This window comes from Variovorax sp. 38R, from assembly GCF_014843395.1.
GTDB lineage: Bacteria > Pseudomonadota > Gammaproteobacteria > Burkholderiales > Burkholderiaceae_C > Variovorax > Variovorax paradoxus_H.
Window position 1 is genome coordinate 23,827 of sequence record NZ_CP062121.1, and the last position, 26,391, is coordinate 50,217.

Below are 26,391 nucleotides of genomic sequence, written 5' to 3' on the forward strand. Positions count from 1 at the left end.
CCTAGGCGGCAGCGCGCACCACCGCCGAGCCCGCCAGCGTCACCTGCTGCGGCGCGCCGACCCACACCGCCAGCGCCGAGTAGTTGTCGCGCGACTCGTCGGCCTTGGCTTCGGCCGCGCGGCGCAGCAGGGCGAGCCACTCTTCCGCGCTGTCGGCGAGCTGCAGTGATCGCTCCATCACCTGCTGCGAGATGAGCTGCCAGAGCCCGTCGGTGCACAGAAGAAACGCATCACCGTCGGCAAGCCGCTGCGGTGTCGACACCGACGTCTCCGCCGTCGCGCGCGCGCCGAGCGCGCGGTACAGCAGGTTGCTTTTCACCAGGCGTTCGCCGCCGTTGGCGCCGTGGCCCGCGGCGGCTTCGCCCGAGCGTTCGGACAGGCTGTGGTCTTCGGTGCGCTGCATCAGCGCGCCGCGGCGGAACCAGTAGAGGCGGCTGTCGCCGACATGGGCCCAGCAGGCTTCGCCGGTGGCACGGTCGACGAACAGCGAGACGATGGTCGCGCTCATGCGGCTCTGGTCGGCCAGCTCGCGCTGCTTGGCGAGCACGGCGTCGTTGGCTTCCTTCACGGCGTGGCGAATGTCTTCGGCCGCGACGGACGGGTGGTCGACAAAGGTGTTGAGCGCGGTGTCGACCACGATGCGCGAGGCCAGCTCGCCGCCCGCGTGGCCACCGACGCCGTCGCTCACGACGAAGCAGGCGTTGCGTTCGTCCAGGTGATAACCGATGGCGTCCTGGTTGCCGCTGCGTTCGCCTACGCACGAGAACTGCGAGGTCGAGATGGGCACGGCGAAGGCGTGGGTGGCTTCAAGCACGGCGCGCCTCCTTCAAGCGTTCCATCTCGCGGTCGTAGGCCTGCTGGAAGGCGCGGCCGAAGACGGCCTGGAAGTCGTCTTCGACGGCGGCGGTCGTTTCCGCATGCAGCTGCCGCAGCTGGCGCCACAGGCGCGCTTCGCGTCCGCCGGGCAGTATCTTCTCGCTCAGGCTGCCGTCGTGCGGCGTGGTGCGGTTCAGCGTCGCGGGGTCGAAGCGCTGCAGCACGGTAAGCAGCGCGGCGCGCATGCCGGCGACCATACCGAGCTGGTGCGACTGCAGGTCGCCCAGCGCATCGTGTACGGCGGCCTCGGGCGTGAGAAAGCCGGGCATGCGCGCGCCGAACATCTGCATGAGCACGGCGCGGCCGTTGGGCAAAATCTTGAAGGGGTTGTTCTCTTCGTCCACGATCATGGTGATCTCGGCACGCACTTCGCGCTTGAGCATGGCGCGCGACGACAGCAGCTCGATGGTGCCGTCGGTGAAGGCGCGCATCAGCCGGCCGAGGTGCCGCATCGCGTCGGCATCGAGCGGCTGCTGGCCCGCGATCTCGGGCACACCGGCGCCTTCGAGGAAGGCCTTGAACAGGTCGTCGCCGGACGAGGGTGAGCGGGGCGATGCGGGCGCTGGCGCAGGGACTGCAGCGATTGGCAAGGCAGGCGGCGCTTCTTCATCAGGCACGGCGGGCTCTGCGATCGCGACGGGAATCTCCGGCGCTGCGGCAACGACAGGCTCTTCTTCAACTGGCGCAACCTCTTCCACAGGCTCCGGCGTTGCGACCGAGGGCGCGATCGCCACCGGCTGCGGCGGATTGAACTGCGACGTCATCTCACGCGCATGGTTCGCGAGGCTGTGGCCTGTTGCGGCGGTCGGCGGTCGCGCGATCAGGTCCATCGCCGGATGCACGTCGTCGAGCGGGTTCTCCTGCGTCAGCGCCGTGGGGCGCGGGTCGGACAGCGGCGAGGGCGCATCGCGGTCTTCGGCGAAGAAGGAGAGCGGGTCCATGCTGCGCTTGAGCGCGAGGTCGGACAGGCCCTGCGTCGCCTGCGGGTTCAGCTCGGCGAGCGGATCGACGGGGTTGCGCTGCGACTGCGAGGGCAGGGCGAAGGGCTCCTGCGCCATCGGGTCGGGCATCGGCGCCGACGCATCGTCGGCGCGGCGCGGCGCGTTCGCGAGGATGGCGTCCCAGTCGGCGGCCGATGGCATCTGCGCGGAGACCTGCGTGGTCGTCGTGGAGGTCGCTGTTGCAGTGGACGCAAACGGTGGAGGGGGAGGCGGCGGTGGCGGTGGTGCAGGCAGGGGCGCAGGTGCCGGCGCATTCACCGGCGCGGGCGCGAAGGTCGGCATCGCAACCGTCGTCTCGGGCAGCGCATCGCCGATGGGCAGCGCGCCTTCGCCGAACAGGTCCGCAAAGACATCGGACGCCGGTGACGCAGCAGGCAGCAGCGCGCTGATCGAAGGCGAAGGCGCCGGCGCTGCAGACATGGACACGGGCAACTCAGGCGGCGGCTCCGTGATCGGCGCGACCGGATGTTCGCCGAGCGGTTCGGTGATCGGGGCCTCTGCGATCGCAGGTGGCGCTGCCTGTTTGGCATTCGCGGCTTCAAGCACGTAGCTGCCGATCGTCACGCGGTCGCCTTCCGCCACGCGCGACTCTTCTTCATGGCGCAGCGTGCGTCCGTTCACGCTGATCGGCAGCACCGCGCTCATGTTGCGGACCACGGCGGCGCCTTCGTCGTCGAAGCGCACGGTGGCCTGCAGGCGCGAGATCTGCCGCTGTTCGTCGGGCAGCACGAGGTGGTTGTCGGGGCTGCGGCCGATGGTGCCGCCCGGGGCGGCGAGCAACGCCGAAGGCCCCGAGGCCACGGGCGTGCCGCCGTGTTCAATCACTGTCCAGCGCATGGCATCTCCATGTTCGTCGCGGCATGAGCACTGCGCGGCCGTGACCGGCCGCGTGTCATCCGCGCTTCATCTTCTTCGCGGCCTCGAACGCGGGGCCCCACACGGGGTGGGTGCGTTCCGCGACGTTCAGGTCGAAGCTCGGGAACACATCGAGGAGCTTGCGGAATTGCGTGCGGCATTCCGCGATCTGGTTGTTCACGCAGTAGCTGAAGGCTTCGAGCTTCAAGGCAGCGAGCCGCGTCACGGGCTCGGCCCCGTCGAACACCGACACGCCGCCGCTCTTCAGTGTGGAGATGGCCTTGGCGTAGTCGCCGGTGTCGTAGGCCTGCTGCGCACGTTCGAGCGTGGTGCGCGCCACTTGCTGGCTCAGGCGTTCGGGTTGCTGCGATGCATCCGGGGTGCTCTGGCAGCCGCTCAACAGCGCAAGCATGAAGGCAAAAGACAGAACAGGCAGGCAAGACTTCAATCTTTTCTCCTACTTCGCGAGAGGCAATGCGTGAGGGATAGTGTGCTGTGCATCGTGATGCAACAACACGCAATGCACACCGTGCGCGTGCATGGTTTCGATAATATAGATCGCGAAGCTTTCAGGGAGATCTCATGCATCGACGGACCTTGATTCAAGGCGCATTGGCAACACCACCGTTGCTCGCAGGCCTCTCTGGCATTGCAGGATGCGCATCGACAGCGAAGTCGATGCCCACGCCCTACGCCATCACCGTGCGCATCGACGAGGGCGTGAATCCCGATGGCCGCGGCCAGTCGGCACCGATTCTTGTGAAGGTCTTCGAACTGAAATCTTCCGGCAACTTTGAGACGGCAGACTACTTCGCGCTGCAGGACCGCGACCGCGAGACGCTCATGACCGAACTCGTGAACGCGGACCAGGCCATCTTGCGCAGCGGCGAGGAACGCGTGTTCAAGCGCGAGGCCGGACTCGACTCGCGCGCCATCGGCGTGATCGCCGGTTATCGCAAGCTGGAAGCGGCTCGGTGGCGCATCGTGCTGCCGTTGAAGGAGCCCAAGCAAACGAATCTTTACAAGGTGTGGCAGTTTTCTCCGAGCGAGCAGGGCGTGCGCATCGCGGTGCGCAAGAGCGGGCTCGAAGTGCTACCAAGTCGTTAAGTTTCAGTGCGCGCTAATACAAAAGTGCGGCGCATCTGCCTCTGAAAAGTCGTGCAGAACGCAAGAGGCGCCGTGTAGCATCAGACGCGAATAAAGATCGAGCGGGGAGCCGCTGAACAGCGCATTCCCCGCCTCCGTGTGAGCACTCCAGGAGGTTCTTTGGTGACAGTTCGCAACGCGGGCGCGGCCGGTCAGGGCGCCCAATCTCAGGCATTGGCGAATCGCGTGGTGTGGTCCGAAGGCATGTACCTGCGGCCCCAGCACTTCCAGCAGATGGAGCGCTATGTCGAGCAGTACGTCACTCGCCGCACCGCGGGCATGCAGGGCGCCTACTGGGGATGGCTGCACCTGGACATCGACCGTGATGCCTTCGCGCTCGGCCGCGTGTCGCTGCTCGCCGGCGCGGGCGTGCTGCCCGACGGCACGCCGTTCTCGTTCGGCCTCGAAGACGCACCGATGCCCTTCGACGTGCCCACCGACCTCACCGACGAACTCATCGTGCTCGCGCTGCCCTTGCGCCGGCCCGGCAGCGAAGAGGTGATCTTCTCGGAAGACGAAGGCTCGGCTGCGCGCTTCGGCGTGGTCGAACGCGAAGTGGCCGACGGCAACGCGGTCGCGCTCGGCCCCGCGGTGCTGCAGCTGGCCAAGCCGCGCCTGCGGCTGGCGCGCGCCTCGTCGCTCACGGCCGAGTGGCAGGCGATCGGTGCGGTGCGCGTGATCGAGCGGCGCACCGACCACAAGCTGGTGGTCGATGCCAACTACATTCCGCCGGTGCTCGATGCCTCGGCGCACCCGATGCTGCGCAGCATGACGGCCGAGCTGCACGGCCTGCTCACGCAGCGTTCCGAAGCGCTGGCCTCGCGGCTGTCGCAACCGGGGCGCGGCGGCGTGAGCGAGGTCTCCGACTTCCTGCTGCTGGAGCTGGTCAATCGCTACCTCGCACTCACCTGGCATGCGCAGCAGGCGGTGCAGGTGCACCCCGAGACGCTGTTCGTCGACTGGCTCAAGCTGGCCTGCGACCTCGCCACGCACACCTCGCCCACGCGCCGTCCGGTGGTGTGGCCGGTGTACGACCACGACAACCTCAACGAGAGCATCCGCCCGTTGATGGAAGAGCTGCGGCGTTCGCTGTCGGCGGTGCTCGAGCAGAGCGCCATCGCCATCGAACTGGAAGAGCGCAGCCACGGCGTGCGCGTGGGGCGCATGCCCGACCCGGTGCTGGTGCGCAACGCGGCCTTCGTGCTCGCGGTGCATGCCGACCTGCCGGCCGATGCCGTGCAGCAGCGCTTTCCGACGCAGGTCAAGATCGGCTCGGTCGAACGCATCCGCGACCTCGTGCAGCTGCAGCTGCCCGGCGTGGTCGTGCGCTCGCTGCCGGTGGCGCCGCGCCAGATCCCGTACCACGCGGGCTACCACTACTTCGAACTCGACAAGGGCGGCGACATGTGGCGCCAGCTCGAGAAATCGGGCGGCGTCGCCATGCACCTGGCCGGCGACTTTCCGGGGCTCGCCATGGAGTTCTGGGCCATCCGTCCGTGAGGGACCCTATGAACGGTGCCAATGACATGGCCGTCGGCCCGGGAGGCTTCGTGCCGCCCAACCCGGGCGGCGGTGCGAACACCAGCAGCGGCCCGGGGTCGCAGCAGCCCCAACCACCGCAGCCCCAGCCCGATGCCTTCACCGCGTGGCACGACGCGCGGCGCCCGCACGCGGGCGACACGGCGCTGGCGGGCAACAACCCGTTGGTGGCGGCGGCCAATCCGCTGCTCGACCTGATCCCGCAGATCCGCGCCACCGGCCACCATCCGGCGCCTGCGCAGCTGCGCGAGCACCTGGTCGACGAGGTGCGGCGTTTCGAGACGCGCGCGCAGCAGGCCGGCATTGCGCCCGAAGTGATCATCGGCGCGCGCTACTGCCTGTGCACCGCGGTCGACGAGGCCGCGGCGCTCACGCCGTGGGGCGGCAGCATCTGGTCGTCGCAGAGCCTGCTCGTGATGTTCCACAACGAGACCTGGGGCGGCGAGAAGTTCTTCCAACTGCTGTCGCGGCTGGTGCAGAACCCGCAGCAGCACCTGCACCTCATCGAGCTCATCTACTTCTGCCTGGCCATGGGCTTCGAAGGGCGCTTTCGCGTCATCGACAACGGCCGCTCGCAGTTGGAGACGCTCAAGCAGCGGCTGCTGCAGATCATCCGGCAGACGCGCGGCGAAATTGCCGTGCCGCTGTCGCCGCACTGGCAGGACGCGAGCGCACCCGTGCGCCGCACGCGCCATTGGCTGCCGGTGTGGGCCGTGGGCGCGGTGGCGGCGGTGCTGCTGGTGCTGGTGTTCGCGGTGCTCACCTTCAACCTCGCGGGCCATTCCGACGGCGCGTTCTCGGCCGTGAGCGCGGTGCGCCTGCCGCAGACGCAGCGCGCGGTGGCCGCGCCCGTGGCGGTGCAGCCGCGCCTGCAGCGCTTTCTCGAGCCCGAGATCCGCGACGGCCTGCTCACGGTGCGCGACGAGGCCGACCGCAGCGTGGTGGTGCTGCGCGGCGACGGCCTGTTCGCCTCGGGCTCCGACCGCGTGCTCGATCGCTACGCGCCGGTGCTCGCGCGCGTGGCCGATGCGCTCAATGCGGTGGAAGGCAACGTGCTGGTCAGCGGCTTCAGCGACGACCAGCCGATCCGCAGCGTGCGCTTCCCGTCCAACTGGCAGCTCTCGCAGGCGCGCGCCGATGCGGTGAAGACCATGATCGGCCGGCGCCTCACACGGCCCGAGCGCCTGCGCGCCGAAGGCCGTGGCGACGCGGATCCGCTGGTGCCGAACGACTCGGCAGCCAACCGCGCGCGCAACCGGCGCGTCGAGGTCACGCTGCTGGTGGCGCCGGTGGCGGGCGTGCCCGTGCCCGGGGCTGCATCGCAGCCACAGCAACAGCCATCGCAAGGAGGCACCCGCTGATGCTGCGCGCGCTCTTCCGTTTTCTCGTCAGCCGCGACCTCTGGGTCCTGTTCGGGCTGATCGCACTCGCGTTCCTGATCTGGGTCATCGGCCCGGTGATCGCCGTGGGCCGCTACCGACCGCTCGAAAGCGAGTTCGTGCGCATCGTGGTCATCGCGCTGATGTTCGGCGTGTGGCTGCTGCGCGTGGCGTATCGCAAGTGGCGCGAGCGCCGCCTCAACGCGCAGCTGCTGCACCAGCTGCGCACGCCGTCGCCCAAGGCGAAGGAGGCCAAGCCCGAAGAGGCGCCCGAGATCAAGGAACTGCACAGCGGTTTCTCCGACGCCACGGCGGTGCTGAAGAACATGCGTTTCGGCCCGGGCCCCGGCGGCAAGGCGGCCGGGCGCTTCGCGCTGTTCGACCGGCAGTACCTTTACCAGCTGCCCTGGTACATCTTCATCGGCGCACCGGGCTCGGGCAAGACGACGGCGCTGGTCAACTCCGACCTCGACTTTCCGCTCGCCGACCAGCTCGGCAAGGCGGCCGTGCGCGGCATCGGTGGCACGCGCAACTGCGACTGGTGGTTCACCAACGAGGCCGTGCTCATCGACACGGCCGGGCGCTACACCACGCACGAGAGCCACCGCGAGACCGACGAGGGCGAGTGGAAGGGCTTCATCGAGCTGCTCAAGAAGTTCCGGCCGCGCCAGCCGATCAACGGCGCGATCCTCACCATCAGCATCGCCGACCTGCCGCTGGCCGACGACGCGCAGCGCGCACGCCACGCGATGGCGCTGCGCAAGCGGCTGCTCGAGCTGCGCAACGACCTGGGCATCAACTTCCCGGTGTACGTGCTGGTCACCAAGACCGACCTGCTGGCCGGCTTCAACGAGTACTTCGGTTCGCTGGGCCGCGCCGAGCGCCAGCAGGTGTGGGGCTTCACCTTCCCCATCGAGGGCAACCCCGCCGACCCGGCCAAGGCCGACCTGCGCGAGCGCTTTCACCAGGAATACAAGCTGCTGCACCAGCGCCTGGACGAACGCCTGCCCGAACTGATGGCGACCGAGCCCGACCCGATGCGGCGTGCGCAGGCCTACCTGCTGCCGCAGCAGTTCGCGAGCTTCGAGGACATCCTGGGCACCTTCCTGGCCGACGTGTTCAACCCGTCGAAGTTCGAGGTGGCGCCGCTGCTGCGCGGCGTGTACTTCACCAGCGGCACGCAGGAGGGCACGGCCTTCGACCGCGTGATGGGCGCCATCAAGCGCTACCTGCAGGTGAACGCGCCGCCCGCGCCGCCGCCGGGCCCGGGCAAGAGCTACTTCCTGAAAGAACTGCTGCAGCAGGTGATCTTCCGCGACGCGGGCGTGGCCGGCACCAACCTGCGCTGGTACCGCCGCCGCCGCGCGATCGACCTCGCGGGCTACGCGCTGGTCGGCGTGCTCGCGGTGGTGCTGCTGGGCGCGTGGGCGAACAGCTGGCGCCACAACAAGGCCTACGTGGCCGAGGTCGACGGCAACGCCAAGGCCTTCAACAAGGCGGCGGCGCGCGGCGAGCTGCCGACGGTGGTCGATTCGAGCGGCGACGTCGCGAGCTCGCTGCTCATCCTCGACCGCCTGCGCGACCTGCCCAAGTCCACCGAGTTCGACATCGGCGATCCGCCCGTGGGCTACCGCTTCGGGCTCTACCAGGGCGAGAAGCTGCAGGCCGCCACCGACGGCGTGTACCAGCGCGCGTTGGAAACGGTGCTGCTGCCGCAGGCCGCGCAACGTGTCGAGCAGTCGCTGCGCGAGGCCGCGAAGGCCGATGCCGAATACAGCTACGAGGCGCTCAAGGCGTATCTCATGCTGTACGACCCCGAGCGCTACGACGCCGACTTTCTGCAGGCCTGGCTGCTGACCGATGTCGATCGCAAAATCGGCGCCTCGCTCACGCGCGAGCAGCGCACCAACCTCGAGGCGCATTTGAAGACGCTGTTCGCCGACCGCGTCGTGACCTCGCCCTTCACCAAGGACGACAAGCTCATCGCGCAGACGCGCGAGCGCCTGGCCGGCGTGCCGCTCGCGCAGCGCTCGTACGCGCGGCTGCGCCGCATCCTCCTGCAGACCAGCGCGCCCAATGCCTTCACCATTGCCGAGGCGGGCGGTGCGGAGTCGGCGCTGGTGGTGCGGCGCGCCAGCGGCAAGCCGCTGACCGACGGCATCCCGACGCTCTTCACCTACCGCGGCTACTGGGACATCTTCGACAAGCGCATGGCCGAGACCACGCTGGCGCTGGAGCAGGAAGACCGCTGGGTGCTGCAGATCCGCGCACCGGGCATGGCCGACATCACCTCGCGCGAGCTGCTGCTGCGCGAGGTGCGGCGCCTGTACCTCACCGACTACATCCGCACCTGGGACGAGTACCTGGCCGACATCCGGCTGGCCGAAAGCAAGTCGCTGCTGCAGAGCATCCAGATGACGCGCGTGCTGTCGACGGGCGAGTCGCCGATGTCGCGCATCATCCGCGGCGCGGCGCGCGAGACCGACCTGCTGCGCAACCACGACGAGGCCACGCGCAGCCTGCTCGACCAGGCACAGAACCGCGTGACGAGCACGCGCGAGCGCATCGAGCAGCTCATCGGCCAGCCCGACGGCAGCCAGCGCCGCAACACCGCGCCCGACCGGCCCGAGTCGCTGGTCGACAACCACTTTGCGCCGCTGCGCCGCATGGTGACTGCGCCCAAGGCCGGCGGCCAGACGCCGCTGGACCAGACGGCGGCGCTCATCAACGAGCTCTACACCTTTCTCACCGCCACCGACACCGCGCTGCGCAGCGGCAACATCCCGCCCTCGAGCGATGCGGTGACCAAGCTGCAGGCCGAAGCCGGGCGTTTGCCGGTGCCGTTCCAGGGCATGCTGAACGACCTGTCGGCCACGGCGTCGTCGAAGGCCGCGGCGGTGACGCGGCAGAACATCGGGCAGAACGCCGCCGCGACCATCGGGCAGTTCTGCAGCCAGGCGATCGCGGGGCGCTACCCGTTCGCGCGCGGCTCGAACCGCGACGTGGCGGCCGGCGACTTCGCGCAACTCTTCGCGCCCGGCGGGATGATGGACGACTTCTTCCAGAAGAACCTGGCCTCGCAGGTCGACACCTCGGTCAACCCCTGGACCTTCAAGCGCGGCGTGGACGGCAGCGCGTCGGGGCGTTCGGCGTACCTCGATGCGTTCCAGAAGGCGCAGGCGATCCGCGACGTGTTCTTCTCGGGCATGGCGGGCGGGCGCACGCCGTCGTTTACGCTCGACATCCGGCCCGAGGACATGGACGCCACGCTCACGCAGTTCACGCTCGACATCGACGGCCAGACGGTGCGCTATGCCCACGGCCCGCAGGCGCCCAGCAGCATCAAGTGGCCCGGTCCGCGCAACAGCAACCAGGTGAGGCTGCAGGTGACCGTGGCCAACGGCACGCCGGCCGGCGGCATCGTGACCGAAGGGCCGTGGGCGCTGCACCGGCTGTTCGACAAGGCTTCGATCTCGTCGGGCCGCACGCCCGAATCGTTCAATGCGACCTTCGACCTGCAAGGCAAGAAGGTGGTGCTCGCGGTGACGGCCAACAGCGTCTACAACCCGCTGCGGTTGTCGCAGATGAACAGCTTCTCGTGCCCGGGGAAATCCTAGGATGAACCACATCAGCAGGGGCCTTGCATGAACAGTCCCCTTCCTCCGCAGGCCTGGTCGCCCGTCGACGAGCAGATCGGCTGGTACGGCAAGCTGCCGTCGGCCGGCGATTTTCTTTACCGCCGCATGCCGCGCGAGCTGCAGGCCTGGTGGGACCGCTGGATGCAGAACGGCCTGGGCAGCTTCAAGCGCTGGCCCGACGCGATGACGCGGCACTACGCGGTGGCGCCGGTCTGGAACTTCGCCATTCCGGCCACGCACGGCGTGAACGCGGTGCAGTTCGGCTGCATCGCACCGAGCTGCGACCGCGTGGGCCGCTACTACCCGGCCTGCGTGACGCTGCAGGTGGACGCCAGCCGCTACCACCCCGCCGTGCTCGAAGGCTCGGCCGCGTGGTACTGGCAGTGCGGCAGCGCGCTGCTGCAGGCGATTCGCCACGGCGTGGCACCCGACCTCTTCGACAGCCAGGTGCTGGCCGCGGGCCGCACGGGCTTTCGCACGGCCAGCGGCGGCTCGGACGACATCCTCTCGATCCTCGGCGCGGCCGCCGGCCCTGCTGCCAATGGCGCGTACGGTGCGCACGGCGCGAGCGCGCAGCAGCGTTTGGGCTGGCCCGAGCTGCCGCTGTGCTTCGACCCCTTCGGTGGCACCAGCTACTGGTGGACCAACCAGGCCGACGGCTCGCCGCTTCGCACCGCGGCGCACGGCGGCGGGCTCAACACCCCGCTGTTTTCCCAGTTGTTTTCGCAAGGCCACGTGCCATGGGCATGACGCGCCCGATTCACCCGCAGGAAAAAGAGACACCCCATGACGACGCCCGCCAGCCCTAGCGTGACGCCCGACCCGCCGGAGGAGCGCCCCCATCCCCTCGGCACGGGCCACCGGCTCGACGAGTTCGAGCTGCTCGAAGTCATCGGCGAAGGCGGCTTCGGCATCGTCTACCGCGCGTACGACCACTCGCTGCAGCGCGAGGTGGCGGTGAAGGAATACATGCCCTCGATGCTCGCGCGCCGCGTGGGCGACAACAGCGTGCACGTGCGCTCCGAGCGGCTCACCGCCACCTTCGCGGCGGGCCTGCGCAGCTTCATCAACGAGGCGCGCACGCTGGCGCAGTTCAGCCATCCGGCGCTGGTGCGGGTGCATCGCTTCTGGGAGGCGAACTCCACCGCCTACATGGCGATCCAGCTCTACAAGGGCCGCACGCTGCGCAAGCTGGCGGAGAGCGAGCCGGGCACGCTGACCGAGCCCTGGCTGCTCGGCATGCTGGGCCCGCTGCTGGGCGCACTCGACACGTTGCACCACAGCCAGTGCTTCCATCGCGACATCGCGCCCGACAACATCTTCATCCAGCAGCAGGACGACCGCCCGGTGCTGCTGGACTTCGGCGCCGCGCGCAAGTCGATCGCCGACCTCGTCGACGAGGTGGCGGTGATGGTGAAGTCGGGCTACTCGCCGATCGAGCAGTACGCCGACGACAACACGCTGCTGCAGGGCGCGTGGACCGACCTCTATGCGCTCGGCGCCGTGCTGTACCGCGCGGTGACCGGCCACCCGCCGCCCTCGGCCGTGGTGCGCAGCGTGCAGGACGCCTTCGTGCCGCTGTCGTCGATGGACCGCGACGACCTGAGCCCGGCCTTCTGCGCCGCGGTGGACCACACGCTGGCCGTGCACAGCAAGGACCGCACGCAGACGGTGGCGGCCTTCGCGGCCGAGCTGGGGCTGGTGAAGCTGGGCGATCTCTATGTGGTGGATCGGTCGGCACTTGCGGTGGCGACTGCTGCTGCTGTCGTGCCCGTCGCGGCGCCTGTGCCAGAGGAACAGCCGGAGCCGGAAGTGGAGGCGCCACCACCCGCGCCTGAAGTGGCGCCCGTGCCTGTGGAAGCGGTGACTGCGCGCGCACCGACACCCCCACCGCCTGCACCGCCGTCGCCCGTCGCCCGTCCGAAGAAACCGTCGAAGCGCCCGCCGTGGTTCCTCGTGGGCGGGCTGGTGCTCGCGCTGTTCGCGGTCGGCGGCTGGATCGGCTGGCGGCTGACGGCCAAGGCGCCATCCGATCCGATGGTGGCGTCGGCACCGCCGGCCGGCACGCCGATGTCCGACCCGGGCGCGCCGCCGGCGGCGATGCCGCCGGCAGGGACCGCCTCCGGGGCACCGCCTGCGTCCGCGCCCGCCGCGTCGGCCAGCGCGCCGCTGAGCCCGCTCGACAACGTGCCGGTCGCTGCCGCGCCCACGCCACCGGCTGCACCGCCGGCCGAGCCCGAGGCCCCGCCCGCACAACCCGCGCAGCCGGCCCAGCCAGCACCACCCGAAGCGCCGCCGCCCCCCGACCCCGCCGTGGTCGCCGAGGTGGAAGACTGGAACCTCGCCCAGGCCGAGAACACCCGCGAAGGCTACGAGGCCTACCTGCGGCGCCACCGCCGCGGCCTGCATGCGCGGGAGGCGCGCAACGCCATCGCCCAGCTCAACCGGCAGTCACCGCCGCCGCCCGTGGCGGGCAGCAACCCGGTGCCGACCGTGGTCGCGGGCGCACCGCCGGCCGCACCACCGCCATTACCGGCTGCGGCGCCCGGCATGGGCCGCGTGCAATTCAACATCCGGCCCTGGGGCCAGGTCTTCGTCGACGGCGCGGACCGCGGCGTGAGCCCGCCGCTCAAGTCGCTGTCGCTGCGCCCGGGCATCTACACGATCGAGGTGCGCAACGGCGACCTCACGGCCTACCGCCAGCGCGTGACGGTGCAGGACAGCAAGTCCGCACCGGTCGTGAGCCACGAGTTCAAGTAAGGGAAGGGCGGGTCAGGGTGCGCCGCTGCGCAGCGCGCGGTGCGTGCTGCGCGCCGACCAGCCCAGCCGCGCGGCTGCCTGTTGCAGCAGTTGGCGCGCGGCGCTGTCGAGCACCGCGTGCGTGTCGATCGCGCGGCCCTGCAGCGCCTGGTTCGCATGGCCCTGGCGTTGCAGCGCGCGTTCGCGTGCGCTCACCACACGCGCACGGATGCTGTCGGTCGATTCGCCGGCCGGCGCATCGAGCAGCTGCGGGGCCGACACGGCCGCCACTTCGATGTGCAGGTCGATGCGGTCCAGCAGCGGGCCGCTGAGCTTGCTCTGGTAGCGCGCGACGCGCTCGGGCGTGCAGCGGCAGGGCCTCAGCGTGGAGCCGAGGTAACCGCACGGGCAGGGGTTCATGGCGGCGATGAGCTGGAAGCGCGCCGGAAACTCCGCGCGCCGGGCGGCGCGGGTGATCGTGATGGTGCCGGTCTCCAGCGGCTCGCGCAGCGCTTCGAGGGCGGCGCGCGTGAACTCGGGGAACTCGTCCAAAAACAGAACGCCGTGGTGCGCGCGCGAGATCTCGCCCGGCCGCGGCGGCGAGCCGCCGCCCACCAGCGCCACCGCGCTCGCCGTGTGGTGCGGCGTGGCCGTCGGGCGGCTCATCCAGCGCTCGGGCGCCAGCCGGCCGTCGAGGCTGGCGATGGCCGCGCTTTCCAGCGCCTCGTCCACGTTCATCGGCGGCAGCAGGCCGGCGAAGCGGTGCGCCAGCATCGACTTGCCCGAGCCCGGCTCGCCCACCATCAAGAGGCTGTGGCCACCGGCTGCGGCGATTTCGAGCGCGCGCTTGGCGCCGGTGTGGCCCTTGACGTCGGCCAGGTCGGCATAGCGTGGGGCGCCGTCGCCGGGCGCGGCGCGCACGCGGGCCCAGCCGTCGTCGCTCGCATCGACGGGCCCGCCGCCGCCGGCGACGAACTGCCGCACCACGTCGAGCAGGTGCTTGGCCCCGTACACCTCGGCGCCGGGCACCAGCGCGGCCTCGTGGGCGCTGTCCATGGGCAGCACCAGCCGCACGGCGGTGCCGTGCGTGTAGGTGGCGACGGCCATCGCGAGCGCGCCGCGCACGGGACGCAGCTCGCCCGACAGCGACAGTTCGCCGGCGAACTCGTGGCCGGCCAGCCGGTGGTTCTCGATCTGCCCGCTGGCCGCGAGGATGCCCAGGGCGATGGGCAGGTCGAAGCGGCCCGAGTCCTTCGGCAGATCGGCGGGCGCGAGGTTCACCACGATCTTCTTGTTCGTCGGAAATTCGAGCCCGGCGTTCTGGATCGCCGAGCGCACGCGTTCGCGCGCTTCCTTGACCTCGGTCTCGGCCAGCCCGACCAACGTGAAGCTCGGCAGGCCGTTCGCCAGATGCACCTCGACCGTGACGGCGGCGGCTTCCAGGCCGAGCAAGGCGCGGCTTTGCACCAAAGACAGACTCATTTTTCTCCCTCTCCCCAAGTTGGTGCGCTTGCGACATGCAAGCCCAAGACCGTGCAGCGTGCAAGCGTGTGCAACTGCCGGAAACAGGGCTTGTAACGATTTGGGGCTCACTGCCGGGCATCGCCGCCCTCTGGCCGGGGCGGTATTTGCGCACTTTGGCACGCTCCCTGCTTTGAGGGTGCTCAGGTCCAACAACACACTTGCGAGGAGTTCCCTGATGACGCACCGTACCGCCGCCCAGGCGTTGATCGTTCTGGCCACCGCACTGACCGCCTCCGGCGCCGCCATGGCCCAGGCCGCCGACGCCGCCGCACCGGCGCCCGCGCCCCTGCTCACGGGCAATGTCACCCTGACCACGAACTACAAGTTCCGCGGCCAGGACCAGGACATGATCGGCAAGAACGACTACGCCAAGACCAAGGGCTTCAAGCCCGCCATCCAGGGCGGCTTCGACTACGCCTTCGGCGACAGCGGCTTCTACGTCGGCAACTGGAACTCCAGCGTCAACTGGCTCAAGGGCAACAGCATCGAGAGCGACCTGTACGGCGGCTACAAGTTCAAGGCCGGCCCGGTCGACATGGACGTCGGTGCGCTCACCTACATCTACCCGGGCAACTCGGTGGGCAACACCACCGAGCTCTACGTGGGTGCCACCTACGCCAACGAGAGCTTCGGCTCGTTCACGGCCAAGTACTCGCACACCGTGTCCAAGGACTACTTCGGCTACGCCGGCGCCAAGACGGGCTCGGGCCTGAAGGGCCGCAACACCGGCTACCTGAACCTGGCCTACAGCAAGGAGATCGTGCCCAAGGTCACGCTCAAGGCTGCCGTCGGCTTCACCAACATGTCGAGCGACATCCGCAGCCTGGGCTACAAGAGCTACGTCGACTACAACGTCGGCGCGACCTACGACTTCGGCAGCGGCCTGACGCTCACGGGTTCGGTGCAGGGCGCCAACAAGAAGTCCAACTACCAGGTCGTGGCCTACCCGGGCATCGACATCCCCGACTTCGGTACCTTCGGCACCACCTACTACTCGCCCAACAAGGCGCGCTTCATCCTCACGCTGACGAAGACGCTGTAATCGACACAACAACCAGGCGCGGCCCACGTTGCCGCGCCGCCTTTCATCCATCCAGAAGGAGCAACTCATCATGAAGCTGGTCACAGCCATCATCAAACCGTTCAAGCTCGACGAGGTGCGTGAAGCACTCTCGGCCATCGGCGTGCAGGGGATCACCGTCACGGAAGTGAAGGGCTTCGGTCGCCAGAAGGGCCACACCGAGCTGTACCGCGGTGCCGAGTACGTGGTCGACTTCCTGCCCAAGGTGAAGATCGAGGCGGCCATCTCCGACGAGCTGGTCGATCGCGTGATCGAGGCGGTCGAGGGGGCCGCGCGCACCGGGAAGATCGGCGACGGCAAGATCTTTGTCTACAACCTCGAGCAGGTCGTGCGCATCCGCACCGGCGAAACGGGCCGCGAAGCCCTCTGACCGATTCCTGGCCCGAAAGAACAACGACCATGAAAAAACTTCTTGTCTCTCTTGCGCTCGGTTTGAGCGTCTTCGTCGCCGGCACTTCGGCGATGGCCCAGGCACCCGCCGCTACCGCTGAGGCACCCGCTGCATCGGCACCTGCCGCGCCTGCGGCCGCCGCACCGGCACCTGCCGCTGCTGCAGCGCCCGCTGCCGCAGAGGCCGCACCTGCCGCACCGGCTGCCGCACCCGCGCCCAAGGTCGACTCCGGCGACACCGCCTGGATGCTCACCTCGACGCTGCTCGTGATCCTGATGACCATCCCTGGCCTGGCGCTGTTCTACGGCGGCCTGGGCCGCTCCAAGAACATGCTGTCGGTGCTGATGCAGGTCTTCGTGATCTTCTCGCTCATCAGCATCCTGTGGGCCATCTATGGCTACAGCCTGGCGTTCACGGGCGACGGCAATTTCTTCGGAAGCTTCGACAAGATCTTCATGAAGGGCATCACGCAGGAGACCTTCGGCGCGCTGACCACGATTCCCGAATACGTGTTCGTCGCCTTCCAGGGCACCTTCGCGGCCATCACCGTGGCGCTGATCGTCGGCGCCTTCGCAGAGCGTGCCAAGTTCTCGGCCGTGCTGCTGTTCTCGGTGATCTGGTTCACCTTCAGCTACGTGCCCATGGCCCATATCGTGTGGGGCGGCGGCCTGCTGGGCAAGGACGGCGCGCTCGACTTCGCGGGCGGCACCGTGGTGCACATCAACGCCGGTATCGCCGGCCTGGTCGGTGCCTACATGATCGGCAAGCGCGTCGGCTACGGCAAGGAAGCGTTCACGCCGCACTCGCTCACGCTCACCATGGTCGGCGCTTCGCTGCTGTGGGTCGGCTGGTTCGGCTTCAACGCGGGTTCGGCAGGTGCTGCCAACGCCGCTGCGGGTCTGGCCTTCATCAACACGGTGCTCGCCACCGCTGCCGCGGCCCTGTCGTGGATCCTGGGTGAAAGCCTGCACAAGGGCAAGGCCTCGATGCTAGGCGCTGCGTCCGGTGCCGTGGCCGGCCTCGTGGCCGTCACGCCCGCCGCTGGTTTCGTCGGCCCGATGGGTTCGATCGTGCTGGGCCTGCTGGCCGGCCTGGTCTGCCTGTGGGGTGTGGGCGGCCTCAAGCGCATGCTCGGCGCCGACGACGCGTTCGACGTGTTCGGCGTGCACGGTGTGGGCGGCATCCTGGGTGCCATCCTGACCGGTGTGTTCGCAGCCAAGGGCCTGGGCGGCACCGGCGGCCTGACCCCCGACACCTTCACGATGGGCGGCCAGGTCTGGATCCAGGTCAAGAGCGTGCTGTTCACGATCGTGTGGTCCGGCGTGGTGGCGTTCATCGCCTTCAAGATCGCCGACCTGACCCTCGGCCTGCGTGTGTCGGAAGAAGAAGAGCGCGAAGGCCTCGACATCTCCTCGCACGGCGAAACGGCTTACAACCGCTGATTCGCACACAGACAGACAGCGGGTGGTCCGGCACGGTGCCGGCCCCCGCGTTTCAAAGACCACCACCACCCTTTTCGATACAAAGAAGAACAACAGACCCCGAGTTTTTCAGGCGAGTCTCCTTTGGATGTTCAGCCCGCGAGCGCTTCGGCGTCAGCGGGCTTTTTTTTGCCCGCTGCCCGCGTGGCCGGGGGCACAATCGCCCCACCATGTGGACCTCCATCGAAGACAGCCTCTGCGACCTGGGTGAATCGCCGTTCTGGCACCCGCACGAACGCGCGCTCTACTGGCTCGACATCCCGGGCCGCGCCGTGCTGCGCACGCGCGGCGAGATCGGTTCCGCCACCGCCACGGTCGAGCGATGGGCCCTGCCCACCGAGCCCGGCTGCATGGCGCCGGCACGCAGCGGCGGCCTCGTGATCGCGCTGCGCGACGGCATCTACCGCGCCCGTGAATGGGGCGGCCCGCTGGTCGCGATGGCGCGCGTGGAGCACGACGTGCGCACCATGCGCTTCAACGATGGCAAGTGCGACGCACTCGGCCGCTTCTGGGCCGGCTCGCTCAACGAGGCCAAAGACCGCGCCAACGCCGCGCTCTACTGCTTCGACGCCCGCCCCGGCGACGTGTCTCCCAACATCACGTCGATGCTGGAGCACGTCACCACCGCCAACGGCCTGGCGTTCTCGCCCGACAACCGGACGCTCTACTGGGCCGACACCGCCGCGCACGTGGTGCGCGCCTGGGACTGGGACGCCGAGGCCAACACGCTCTCGCATTCGCGCGTGTTCCAGCAGTTCGACCCCAAGCCCGCGGGCTGGGTACCCGGTGCGCCCACGCCGTACGACGGCCGCCCCGACGGCGCCACCATCGACGCCGCCGGCCACTACTGGGTCGCGATGTTCGAAGGCGCGCAGCTGCTGCGCTTTGCGCCCACGGGCGAGCGCGTGGCCGCCATCGCGGTGCCCGTGCAATGCCCGACCATGCCCTGCTTCGGCGGCGACGACCTGCGCACGCTCTTCGTCACCAGCGGACGCAAGGGCCGCCCGGCCGACGAGCTGGTGCAGCGCCCGGCCTCGGGCACGGTGCTCTCGATGCGCGTCGACACGCCAGGCCTGCCGGTGAATTTCTTCGACGACTGAGTCGGGCAGCTGCCACGGATGGCTTTGCTCCACATCCCCCCGATCCAATGCCTGCTGACCTTCGAGGCCGTCGCGCGGCTGCGGCATGCGGGCCGCGCGGCCGACGAGCTGTGCGTGACGGCCAGCGCCGTGAGCCACCGCATCCGCCAGCTCGAGGCGCACGTGGGCTTCAAGCTCTTCGGTCGCAGCGACTTCAGCCTCACGGCCGACGGCGCGGCGTACCTGGCGAACGTGCGTGTCGGCCTGGCCGCGCTGCAGCAGGCCACGCCCGGCAGCCGTGACGCGGCGCTGCGCGCACCGCGCCTGAGCGTGGCCGTCACGCCGACCTTCAGCCGCCAGTTCCTGATGCCGCGGCTGGAGCTCTTTCGCAACATCTACCCCGACATCGAACTGGCGCTGCATGTGTCGATTCCGCTGCTCGACGTCACGGCCGAGCAGACCGACCTGCAGGTGCGCTACGGCATCGGCGCGTACGCCGACTGCGAGCATCGCCTGCTCATCGGCGAGGACGTGGTGCCCGCCTGCAGCCCGAGCTACCTCAACGAGTTCGGGCCCTTCGACGGCTTTCGCACCGCGGCCGAGATCGCCAGCGCGCGGCTGATCCGCAGCCCGCTCGAGCCCTGGGGCACCTGGTTCGCGAGCTGCGGCATCGACCAGCCCGAGCCGCACCTGGGCTCGCAGTTCAACGACCTGGGGCTCGTGTACGACGCGGCCGCGAGCGGCTTTGGCGTGGCGCTGGTGCGACAGAAACTGGGTGCCGCCTGGTTCGAATCAGGTCGGCTGGTGGCGCTGTCGGACCGGCCCGTGCCCTCGCCGCACCGCCACTACATCTGCTGGCAGCCGGGCACGCTGGAGCGCTGGGAGTGCGCGGCTTTCGTCGACTGGATCGTTCAAACGCTCCACTGACCGACACATCGGCCCGACAAATTTTTATCAAGGTCCGGGCAAAAAACCTTCAATTCGGCCGGCGTGCTTCTCCCTAGAGTGCGAGTCACAACAACAGACTCCCCGGAGACAACGCATGACCTGGCAGCAGATCTACGACCCGTTCGGCAACATGATCATTTCCACCGCGCTCGCCGCGATCCCGGTGGTGGTGATGCTCGCGTGCCTTGGTTTCTTTCACATCAAGGCCCACATCGCCGCCGGCCTCGGCCTGCTGGCCGCGCTGCTGGTCGCCGTGTTCGCCTACGGCATGCCCGCCGAAATGGCCGGGCGCGCCGCGCTCTTCGGCGGCTTCACGGGCCTGCTGCCGATCGGCTGGATCGTGCTGAACATCATCTTCCTGCAGCAGCTGGCCGAACAGAACGGCAGCTTCAAGGTGCTGCAGGACTCGCTCTCGGGCATCACCGAAGACCGCCGCATCCAGCTGCTGCTGATCGCCTTCTGCTTCGGCGCGTTCTTCGAGGGCGCGGCGGGCTTCGGCACGCCGGTGGCGGTCACGGCCGGCATCCTGATCGGCCTGGGCTTTTCGCCACTGGCCGCCTCGGGCCTCTCGCTGATTGCCAACACCGCGCCGGTCGCCTTCGGCGCGCTCGGCACGCCGGTGATCACGCTGGCCAAGGTGCACGGCTACGACCTGATGGAAGTCACCGCGATGATCGGCCGCCAGCTGCCGTTCTTCTCGCTGCTGGTGCCGTTCTGGCTGGTCTGGGCCTTCGCCGGACGCAAGGCGATGATGGAAGTCTGGCCTGCGATCCTGGTCACGGGGGTGTCGTTCGCGGTGCCGCAGTACCTGGTGTCGAACTTCATCGGGCCCGAGCTGGTGGACATCATCGCGGCCATCGTGTCGATGGCCAGCCTGGTGCTGTTCCTGCGCGTGTGGCAGCCCAAGAACGTGTGGCGCTCGCCCTCGCTGCGCGGCAAGGACGTGAGCGCGCACGAGGCCAAGCCGCCGGCCGCCATCGTCGTGCACAGCCGCGATGCGCTGGTGCGCGCGTGGATGCCCTGGGTGATCCTCTCGGTGTTCGTGTTCATCTGGGGCCTGCCGTCGGTGAAGACCGCGCTCAATGGCGTGTTCGCGCCCTCGTTCCCGATGGGCGGGCTGCACAACCTGATCGAGAAGATGCCGCCGGTGGTCATGGCGCCCACGAAGGAAGGCGCGGTGTACGTGCTGAACCTGCTGTCGGCCACGGGCACCGGCATTCTCCTGTCGGCGATCGTGAGTGCGCTGTTCATGAAGTACAACCCCGTCGAGATCGTGCGCACCTTTGTCCGCACGCTCTGGATGGTGCGCTACTCGCTCATGACCATCGTGCTGATGCTCGCACTGGGCACGCTCACGCGCTACTCGGGCACCGACACCACGCTGGGCCTGGCGTTTGCCAACACCGGCGTGTTCTATCCCTTCTTCGGCACGCTCATGGGCTGGATCGGCGTGGCCATGACCGGCTCCGACACCGCATCGAACGTGCTGTTCGGCGGCATGCAGAAGGTCGCGGCCGACCAGCTCGGCCTGGCGCCCAACCTCATGGGCGCGGCCAACAGCTCGGGTGGCGTGATGGGTAAGATGATCGACGCCCAGTCGATCGTGGTGGCCTCCACCGCCACGCGGTGGTTCAATCACGAAGGCGACATCCTGCGCTACGTGTTCTTCCACTCGATCGCGCTGGCCTCGCTGGTCGGCCTGTACGTGACGCTGCAGGCCTATGTGTGGCCATTCACCCTGATGGTCGTCCGCTGAAAGTTGCTCCCGCCATGAATGCTCCCGTCACGACCGACCAGCACACGCAGCTGTCGAAGGCGGAGCGCCAGGCGCAGGTGGTGCGGGCGCTGCAGGCGCACCTGCCTGCGCATGCGCTCATCTGGCACGCCGAAGACACCACGCCCTACGAGTGCGACGGCCTCACGGCCTACCGCCAGCGCCCGCTGGTGGTGGCCCTGCCCGAGACCGAGGTGCAGGTGGCGGCCGTGCTCAAGGCCTGCCACCAGCTCGGCGTGCCCGTGGTGGCGCGCGGCGCCGGCACCGGGCTCTCGGGCGGCGCCATGCCGCACGCGCTGGGCGTGACGCTGTCGCTGGCCAAGTTCAACCGCATCCTGAAGGTCGACCCCGTGAGCCGCACGGCCGTCGTGCAGTGCGGCGTGCGCAACCTCGCCATCAGCGAGGCCGCCGCGCCTTTCAACCTGTACTACGCGCCCGATCCGTCGAGCCAGATCGCCTGCACCATCGGCGGCAACGTGGCCGAGAACTCGGGCGGCGTGCACTGCCTGAAGTACGGCCTGACGCTGCACAACGTGCTGCGCGTGCGCGGCTTCACGGCCGAGGGCGAACCGATCGAATTCGGCGGTGAGGCGCTCGATGCGCCGGGGCTCGACCTGCTCGCGCTGGCCATCGGCAGCGAAGGCATGCTGGCCGTGACCACCGAGGTCACGGTGAAGCTCGTGCCCAAACCGCAGCTGGCGCGCTGCATCATGGCCAGCTTCGACGACGTGCGCAAAGCCGGCGACGCGGTCGCGGCGGTGATTGCCGCGGGCATCATCCCGGCCGGCCTGGAGATGATGGACAAGCCCATGACCGCCGCCGTCGAAGACTTCGTGCATGCGGGCTACGACCTCGACGCCGCCGCCATCCTGCTGTGCGAATCCGACGGCACGCCGGAAGAAGTCGAAGAAGAAATCGGCCGCATGACCGACGTGCTGCGCGACTGCGGCGCCACCGCCATCGCCGTGAGCACCAGCGAAGACGAGCGCATGAAATTCTGGAGCGGGCGCAAGAACGCCTTTCCGGCGTCGGGCCGCATCAGCCCCGACTACATGTGCCTCGACTCGACCATCCCGCGCAAGCGGCTCGCCGACATCCTGCTGGCGATCCAGGAGATGGAGAAAAAATACAACCTGCGCTGCTGCAACGTGTTCCACGCGGGCGACGGCAACCTGCACCCACTGGTGCTGTTCGATGCCAACGACCCCGACGAGCTGCACCGCTGCGAGCTGTTCGGCGCCGACATCCTCGAGACCAGCGTCGCCATGGGCGGCACCGTGTCGGGCGAGCACGGCGTGGGCGTGGAAAAACTCAACAGCATGTGCGTGCAGTTCACCGCGGCCGAGAACGAGCAGATGTTCGGCATCAAGCGCGCCTTCGACCCCGCCGGTCTGCTCAACCCCGGCAAGGTGATTCCCACGCTGCAGCGCTGCGCCGAGTACGGCAAAGAGGTGGTGCGCGGCGGCCGGCTGGCGCACCCCGACCTGCCGAGATTCTGAGAACGTGATGACGAACATGGACACCGCCCTCCAGCAGGTCGTCGAGCGCGTGCGCGCCGCCGCGGCCGATGCCACGTCGCTGCGCCTGCGCGGCGGCGGCACCAAGGATTTCTACGGCCAGCCGCCGAATGGCGAACTGCTCGACCTGCGCGCGCTCGCCGGCATCACCAGCTACGAACCCAGCGAGCTCGTCGTCACCGTGCGCGCCGGCACGCTGCTGGCCGAGCTCGAGGCCGCGCTCGCCGAACAGGGCCAGTGCCTGCCCTTCGAGCCGCCGTGCTTCGATGTCGGCGGCACGGTGGGCGGCATGGTCGCCGCCGGCCTCAGCGGCCCGGCGCGCGCCAGCGTGGGCGCGGTGCGCGACTACGTGCTCGGCACCACGCTCGTCAACGGCCGCGCTGAGGTGCTGAGCTTCGGCGGCCAGGTGATGAAGAACGTTGCGGGCTACGACGTCTCGCGCGTGCTGGCCGGCTCGCTCGGCGCGCTGGGCGTGATCGCCGAAGTGAGCCTCAAGGTGCTGCCCGTGGCGCCCGCCGAGGCCACGCTCGCCTTCGCCTGCAATCAGGCCGATGCGCTGCGCCTGCTCAACGAGTGGGGCGGGCGCCCGCTGCCGCTGAACGCGAGCAGCTGGTTCGAACACGCGCCCGGTGCGGGCGTGCTGCGCCTGCGGCTGCGCGGCGCCGTGGCGGCCGTTGAAGCGGCCTGCACGCAGCTCGGCGGCGAACGCCAGGACCCGGCACGCGCGGCCGCGGGCTGGGCCGCGCTGCGCGACCAGCGCATGCCGTGGTTCGCGCGCGACGCCGACGCCGACGCCGACGGTTCGCTGGCACTGTGGCGCCTCTCGGTGCCGCAGACCGCGCCGGTGATCGCCATCGACGGCTGCGCCGCGCCGCTGGTCGAGTGGCACGGCGGACAGCGCTGGTACCTTGCACCGCCCGCGCAGGCTGCGCGTCTGCGTGAAGCCGCGCAGGCAGCCGGTGGCCACGCCACGCTGTTCCGCGTGCCCGCGGCGCAAGCCGCCGACTGCAACGTGCCGCGCTTCGACGCATTGAGCGCGCCCGTGGCACGCATCCATCGCGCGCTGATGCAGGAGTTCGATCCGCACGGGGTCTTCGACCGCGGCCGGCTCTTCGCAGGCGACCAATAAAAAAAGAAACGACACCCCCCCGCGATGCAAACCGAACTAGCCCCCGAATTCCGCGACACCGACGCGGGCCGTGAAGCCGAAGCCATCCTGCGCAAGTGCGTGCACTGCGGCTTCTGCACCGCCACCTGCCCGACCTACCAGCTGCTCGGCGACGAGCTCGACGGGCCGCGCGGGCGCATCTACCTCATCAAGCAGGTGCTCGAAGGCCATGCGCCGACGCGCAGCACGCAGCTGCACCTGGACCGTTGCCTCACCTGCCGCAACTGCGAGAGCACCTGCCCGAGCGGCGTGCAGTACGGGAACCTGGTCGACATCGGCCGCAAGATCGTCGACGAGAAAGTGCCGCGCCCCGCCCTGGAGTCGGCCACGCGCTGGCTGCTCAAGGAAGCGCTGCCATCACCGCTGTTCGGCCCCGCGATGAAGCTCGGCCAATCGGTGCGCGGCCTGTTGCCCGAAGCGCTGAAGGCCAAGGTGCCCGCCAAGCAGGACGCCGGCCGCTGGCCCACCGCCACGCATGCACGCAAGGTGCTGATGCTCGCGGGCTGCGTGCAGCCGTCGATGGCGCCGAACATCAACAGCGCCACCGCGCGCGTGCTCGACGCGGCCGGCATCCAGGCCGTGGTCGCGCCCAAGGCCGGCTGCTGCGGCGCCGTGAAGTTCCACCTCAACGACCAGGAAGGCGGCAAGGCGCAGATGCGCGCCAACATCGATGCCTGGTGGCCTTTTGTCGAAGGCAACGAGGTCGAAGCCATCGTGATGAACGCCTCGGGCTGCGGCGTCACTGTGCGCGAATACGGCCACCTGCTGCAGCACGACGCGGCCTATGCCGCCAAGGCCGCACGCATCAGCGCCCTCACGCGCGACCTGAGCGAGCTGCTGCCCGACCTCGTGCCCGCGCTGCAGGGCCGCGTGCGTGCGCCCGAAGGCGTGGTGGCCTACCACCCGCCGTGCACGCTGCAGCACGGCCAGAAGCTGCGCGGCGGCGTCGAGACGCACCTGCGCGCGCTCGGCTTCGACGTGCGCGTGGCGATGAACGAATCGCACCTGTGCTGCGGCTCGGCCGGCACGTACTCGGTGCTGCAGCCCGAGCTGGCCTACCCGCTGCGCGACCGCAAGCTCGGCCACCTGAAGCAGCTGCAGCCCACGACCATCGCCTCGGCCAACATCGGCTGCATCACGCACCTGCAAAGCGGCAGCGGCGACACGCCCGTGCGGCACTGGGTCGAGCTGCTCGACGCGGCGCTGCAGCCGCCGGCAGGGTAGGGCCTGCGCGGACGGCACGGCACGTTGCCGTCCGACGCGCGCGAACGGCGTTCGGGGCGCATCATGGCGAACCGAAGACGCTGCAAGGAGTTCGTGCCATGTCCTTCGTTTCTGCTTTTCCGCTGCGCCGCGCGCTACTGGCCGCTGTCTGCATCGCAGGCACCGTCGCCGCGCAGGCACAGCAGCCGCCGTCGGCCCTGCCGGCCTGGCAGGGCGCCGGCACCGCGCGCTATGTGTGCGGCGGCATCGGCTCCGACGAGTCGGATGCCATGCGCGCCGCCATGAAGAACCATCCGCTGTCGCTGCTGTTCGCGCGCGCCGATGGTGCGTACCTGGCCAACCTGAATGTCGCGATCAAGGGCGGCGACGCGAATTCGTCCGCTGCCATGGCCTTCATCGCCACCGGGCCGGTCTGCCTGATCGACCTGCCGGCGGGGCGCTATGTGATCGACGTGAGCACGCCGACGGGCGAGACCAAGAGCCAGACCGTGACGGTCGGCGGTGCGCCGAAGACGGCGGACTTCCGCTTCTGATCAGTCGGCGGCCAGGGCCGCCTCGATGTCGCGCGTGAGCGAGGCCGGTGTGTCCAGCGGCGCATAGCGCTTGAGCACCGTGCCGTCGCGCCCCACCAGGAACTTGGTGAAGTTCCACTTGATCGCCGTGCTGCCCAGCAGGCCGGGCTTTTCCTTGGTGAGCCACTGGTACAGCGGCAGGGCGCCGCTGCCGTTGACGTCGACCTTCTCCATCATCGGGAAGCTCACGCCGTAGTTGGTCATGCAGAAGGCGCCGATTTCCTCGTTGGTGCCCGGGTCCTGTCCGCCGAACTGGTTGGACGGAAAGCCCAGCACCGCGAGGCCCAGGCCCGCGTACTTTTCGTGCAGTGCTTCCAGCCCTTCGAACTGCGGCGTGAACCCGCAGTTGCTCGCCGTGTTGACGATCAGCAGCACCTTGCCGCGAAAGGTCGAGAGCTTCACCGGCTTGCCGTCGATGCGGGTGGCCTTGAAGTCATAGACGCTGGTCATGGGGGAGTT

21 protein-coding genes are annotated in these 26,391 nt (G+C 69.2%); 16 read left to right on the plus strand and 5 right to left on the minus strand.

What is annotated here, in order from left to right; all coding sequences use genetic code 11:
• Position 1: 1 nt before the first annotated feature.
• The 3 genes from IG196_RS00095 to IG196_RS00105 are packed head-to-tail and all read right to left on the minus strand — an operon-like array spanning position 2 to position 3,144.
• Positions 2–814 (minus strand): PP2C family protein-serine/threonine phosphatase, encoded by an 813-nt coding sequence (locus IG196_RS00095; protein ID WP_192194444.1) that lies wholly within the window; start codon positions 812–814, stop codon positions 2–4.
• Positions 807–2,714, minus strand: a complete 1,908-nt coding sequence (gene tagH, locus IG196_RS00100; RefSeq protein WP_192194445.1) for a type VI secretion system-associated FHA domain protein TagH — start codon at positions 2,712–2,714, stop codon at positions 807–809. Before tagH ends, IG196_RS00095 begins: the two co-directional genes overlap by 8 nt.
• A 55-nt stretch (positions 2,715–2,769) precedes the next feature.
• Positions 2,770–3,144, minus strand: coding sequence for a TssQ family T6SS-associated lipoprotein (locus IG196_RS00105; protein ID WP_225616869.1), 375 nt, complete (start codon positions 3,142–3,144; stop codon positions 2,770–2,772).
• A gap of 170 nt (positions 3,145–3,314) precedes the next feature.
• Between IG196_RS00105 and tssJ the strand changes: the two genes are divergently transcribed.
• The 6 genes from tssJ (at position 3,315) to IG196_RS00135 (ending at position 13,194) form a co-directional block, all read left to right on the plus strand.
• Positions 3,315–3,839 carry a type VI secretion system lipoprotein TssJ gene (gene tssJ, locus IG196_RS00110; protein ID WP_101493510.1) on the plus strand — a complete coding sequence of 175 codons (525 nt, stop codon included), beginning with the start codon at positions 3,315–3,317 and terminating at the stop codon, positions 3,837–3,839.
• Positions 3,840–3,998: 159 nt separating this feature from the next.
• Positions 3,999–5,378, plus strand: coding sequence for a type VI secretion system baseplate subunit TssK (gene tssK / locus IG196_RS00115; protein ID WP_192194446.1), 1,380 nt, complete (start codon positions 3,999–4,001; stop codon positions 5,376–5,378).
• Between the two features lie 8 nt (positions 5,379–5,386).
• Positions 5,387–6,778: a DotU family type VI secretion system protein gene (locus IG196_RS00120; protein WP_192194447.1), complete on the plus strand. Its 1,392-nt coding sequence runs from the start codon at positions 5,387–5,389 to the stop codon at positions 6,776–6,778.
• On the plus strand, positions 6,778–10,413 hold the full coding sequence (gene tssM, locus IG196_RS00125) for a type VI secretion system membrane subunit TssM (RefSeq protein ID WP_192194448.1): 3,636 nt from the start codon (positions 6,778–6,780) through the stop codon (positions 10,411–10,413). Before IG196_RS00120 ends, tssM begins: the two co-directional genes overlap by 1 nt.
• Before the next feature lie 27 nt (positions 10,414–10,440).
• The gene (gene tagF / locus IG196_RS00130) at positions 10,441–11,184 is read left to right on the plus strand and encodes a type VI secretion system-associated protein TagF (RefSeq protein ID WP_101493506.1); all 744 of its coding nucleotides are present in this window, start codon (positions 10,441–10,443) and stop codon (positions 11,182–11,184) included.
• A 36-nt stretch (positions 11,185–11,220) separates the two neighbouring features.
• Complete coding sequence (locus IG196_RS00135; protein WP_192194449.1) at positions 11,221–13,194, plus strand: serine/threonine-protein kinase; 1,974 nt, start codon at positions 11,221–11,223, stop codon at positions 13,192–13,194.
• A 12-nt stretch (positions 13,195–13,206) separates the two neighbouring features.
• Here the strand turns inward: IG196_RS00135 and IG196_RS00140 are convergent, their stop codons facing one another.
• Positions 13,207–14,655 (minus strand): YifB family Mg chelatase-like AAA ATPase, encoded by a 1,449-nt coding sequence (locus IG196_RS00140; RefSeq protein WP_192194450.1) that lies wholly within the window; start codon positions 14,653–14,655, stop codon positions 13,207–13,209.
• Between the two features lie 217 nt (positions 14,656–14,872).
• Between IG196_RS00140 and IG196_RS00145 the strand changes: the two genes are divergently transcribed.
• From IG196_RS00145 to IG196_RS00190, 10 genes are all read left to right on the plus strand, one after another.
• Positions 14,873–15,739: a TorF family putative porin gene (locus tag IG196_RS00145; protein ID WP_192194451.1), complete on the plus strand. Its 867-nt coding sequence runs from the start codon at positions 14,873–14,875 to the stop codon at positions 15,737–15,739.
• A gap of 70 nt (positions 15,740–15,809) precedes the next feature.
• Positions 15,810–16,148 carry a P-II family nitrogen regulator gene (gene glnK / locus IG196_RS00150; RefSeq protein WP_056583732.1) on the plus strand — a complete coding sequence of 113 codons (339 nt, stop codon included), beginning with the start codon at positions 15,810–15,812 and terminating at the stop codon, positions 16,146–16,148.
• A 29-nt stretch (positions 16,149–16,177) separates the two neighbouring features.
• The gene (locus IG196_RS00155; RefSeq protein WP_192194452.1) at positions 16,178–17,611 is read left to right on the plus strand and encodes an ammonium transporter; all 1,434 of its coding nucleotides are present in this window, start codon (positions 16,178–16,180) and stop codon (positions 17,609–17,611) included.
• Between the two features lie 209 nt (positions 17,612–17,820).
• A complete protein-coding gene (locus IG196_RS00160) occupies positions 17,821–18,750 on the plus strand; it encodes an SMP-30/gluconolactonase/LRE family protein (protein ID WP_192194453.1) in 930 nt (309 codons plus the stop codon).
• Between the two features lie 18 nt (positions 18,751–18,768).
• A complete protein-coding gene (locus IG196_RS00165) occupies positions 18,769–19,656 on the plus strand; it encodes a LysR substrate-binding domain-containing protein (RefSeq protein WP_192194454.1) in 888 nt (295 codons plus the stop codon).
• Between the two features lie 115 nt (positions 19,657–19,771).
• The gene (locus IG196_RS00170; protein WP_192194455.1) at positions 19,772–21,433 is read left to right on the plus strand and encodes an L-lactate permease; all 1,662 of its coding nucleotides are present in this window, start codon (positions 19,772–19,774) and stop codon (positions 21,431–21,433) included.
• A 14-nt stretch (positions 21,434–21,447) separates the two neighbouring features.
• On the plus strand, positions 21,448–22,950 hold the full coding sequence (locus IG196_RS00175; RefSeq protein WP_192194456.1) for an FAD-linked oxidase C-terminal domain-containing protein: 1,503 nt from the start codon (positions 21,448–21,450) through the stop codon (positions 22,948–22,950).
• Between the two features lie 16 nt (positions 22,951–22,966).
• Positions 22,967–24,097, plus strand: coding sequence for a glycolate oxidase subunit GlcE (gene glcE, locus IG196_RS00180; RefSeq protein ID WP_192194457.1), 1,131 nt, complete (start codon positions 22,967–22,969; stop codon positions 24,095–24,097).
• A 24-nt stretch (positions 24,098–24,121) separates the two neighbouring features.
• Complete coding sequence (glcF, locus tag IG196_RS00185; protein WP_192194458.1) at positions 24,122–25,360, plus strand: glycolate oxidase subunit GlcF; 1,239 nt, start codon at positions 24,122–24,124, stop codon at positions 25,358–25,360.
• A gap of 98 nt (positions 25,361–25,458) precedes the next feature.
• Complete coding sequence (locus IG196_RS00190; RefSeq protein WP_192194459.1) at positions 25,459–25,893, plus strand: carboxypeptidase regulatory-like domain-containing protein; 435 nt, start codon at positions 25,459–25,461, stop codon at positions 25,891–25,893.
• Here IG196_RS00190 and IG196_RS00195 read toward each other — a convergent pair whose 3' ends face one another.
• A complete protein-coding gene (locus IG196_RS00195) occupies positions 25,894–26,382 on the minus strand; it encodes a glutathione peroxidase (RefSeq protein WP_101493495.1) in 489 nt (162 codons plus the stop codon). It abuts the gene before it with no gap.
• Positions 26,383–26,391: the final 9 nt, after the last annotated feature.

Coding starts and splice junctions, on each gene's coding strand:
- IG196_RS00145 (WP_192194451.1), top strand. CDS start 14,873: ATGACGCACCGTACCGCCGCCCAGGCGTTGATCGTTCTGGCCACCGCA.
- IG196_RS00120 (WP_192194447.1), top strand. CDS start 5,387: ATGAACGGTGCCAATGACATGGCCGTCGGCCCGGGAGGCTTCGTGCCG.
- IG196_RS00155 (WP_192194452.1), top strand. CDS start 16,178: ATGAAAAAACTTCTTGTCTCTCTTGCGCTCGGTTTGAGCGTCTTCGTC.
- tssM (WP_192194448.1), top strand. CDS start 6,778: ATGCTGCGCGCGCTCTTCCGTTTTCTCGTCAGCCGCGACCTCTGGGTC.
- tssJ (WP_101493510.1), top strand. CDS start 3,315: ATGCATCGACGGACCTTGATTCAAGGCGCATTGGCAACACCACCGTTG.
- IG196_RS00135 (WP_192194449.1), top strand. CDS start 11,221: ATGACGACGCCCGCCAGCCCTAGCGTGACGCCCGACCCGCCGGAGGAG.
- IG196_RS00160 (WP_192194453.1), top strand. CDS start 17,821: ATGTGGACCTCCATCGAAGACAGCCTCTGCGACCTGGGTGAATCGCCG.
- IG196_RS00105 (WP_225616869.1), bottom strand. CDS start 3,144: ATGCTTGCGCTGTTGAGCGGCTGCCAGAGCACCCCGGATGCATCGCAG.
- IG196_RS00195 (WP_101493495.1), bottom strand. CDS start 26,382: ATGACCAGCGTCTATGACTTCAAGGCCACCCGCATCGACGGCAAGCCG.
- glcE (WP_192194457.1), top strand. CDS start 22,967: ATGGACACCGCCCTCCAGCAGGTCGTCGAGCGCGTGCGCGCCGCCGCG.
- IG196_RS00165 (WP_192194454.1), top strand. CDS start 18,769: ATGGCTTTGCTCCACATCCCCCCGATCCAATGCCTGCTGACCTTCGAG.
- IG196_RS00170 (WP_192194455.1), top strand. CDS start 19,772: ATGACCTGGCAGCAGATCTACGACCCGTTCGGCAACATGATCATTTCC.
- IG196_RS00175 (WP_192194456.1), top strand. CDS start 21,448: ATGAATGCTCCCGTCACGACCGACCAGCACACGCAGCTGTCGAAGGCG.
- tagF (WP_101493506.1), top strand. CDS start 10,441: ATGAACAGTCCCCTTCCTCCGCAGGCCTGGTCGCCCGTCGACGAGCAG.
- glcF (WP_192194458.1), top strand. CDS start 24,122: ATGCAAACCGAACTAGCCCCCGAATTCCGCGACACCGACGCGGGCCGT.
- glnK (WP_056583732.1), top strand. CDS start 15,810: ATGAAGCTGGTCACAGCCATCATCAAACCGTTCAAGCTCGACGAGGTG.
- IG196_RS00140 (WP_192194450.1), bottom strand. CDS start 14,655: ATGAGTCTGTCTTTGGTGCAAAGCCGCGCCTTGCTCGGCCTGGAAGCC.
- IG196_RS00190 (WP_192194459.1), top strand. CDS start 25,459: ATGTCCTTCGTTTCTGCTTTTCCGCTGCGCCGCGCGCTACTGGCCGCT.
- tagH (WP_192194445.1), bottom strand. CDS start 2,714: ATGCGCTGGACAGTGATTGAACACGGCGGCACGCCCGTGGCCTCGGGG.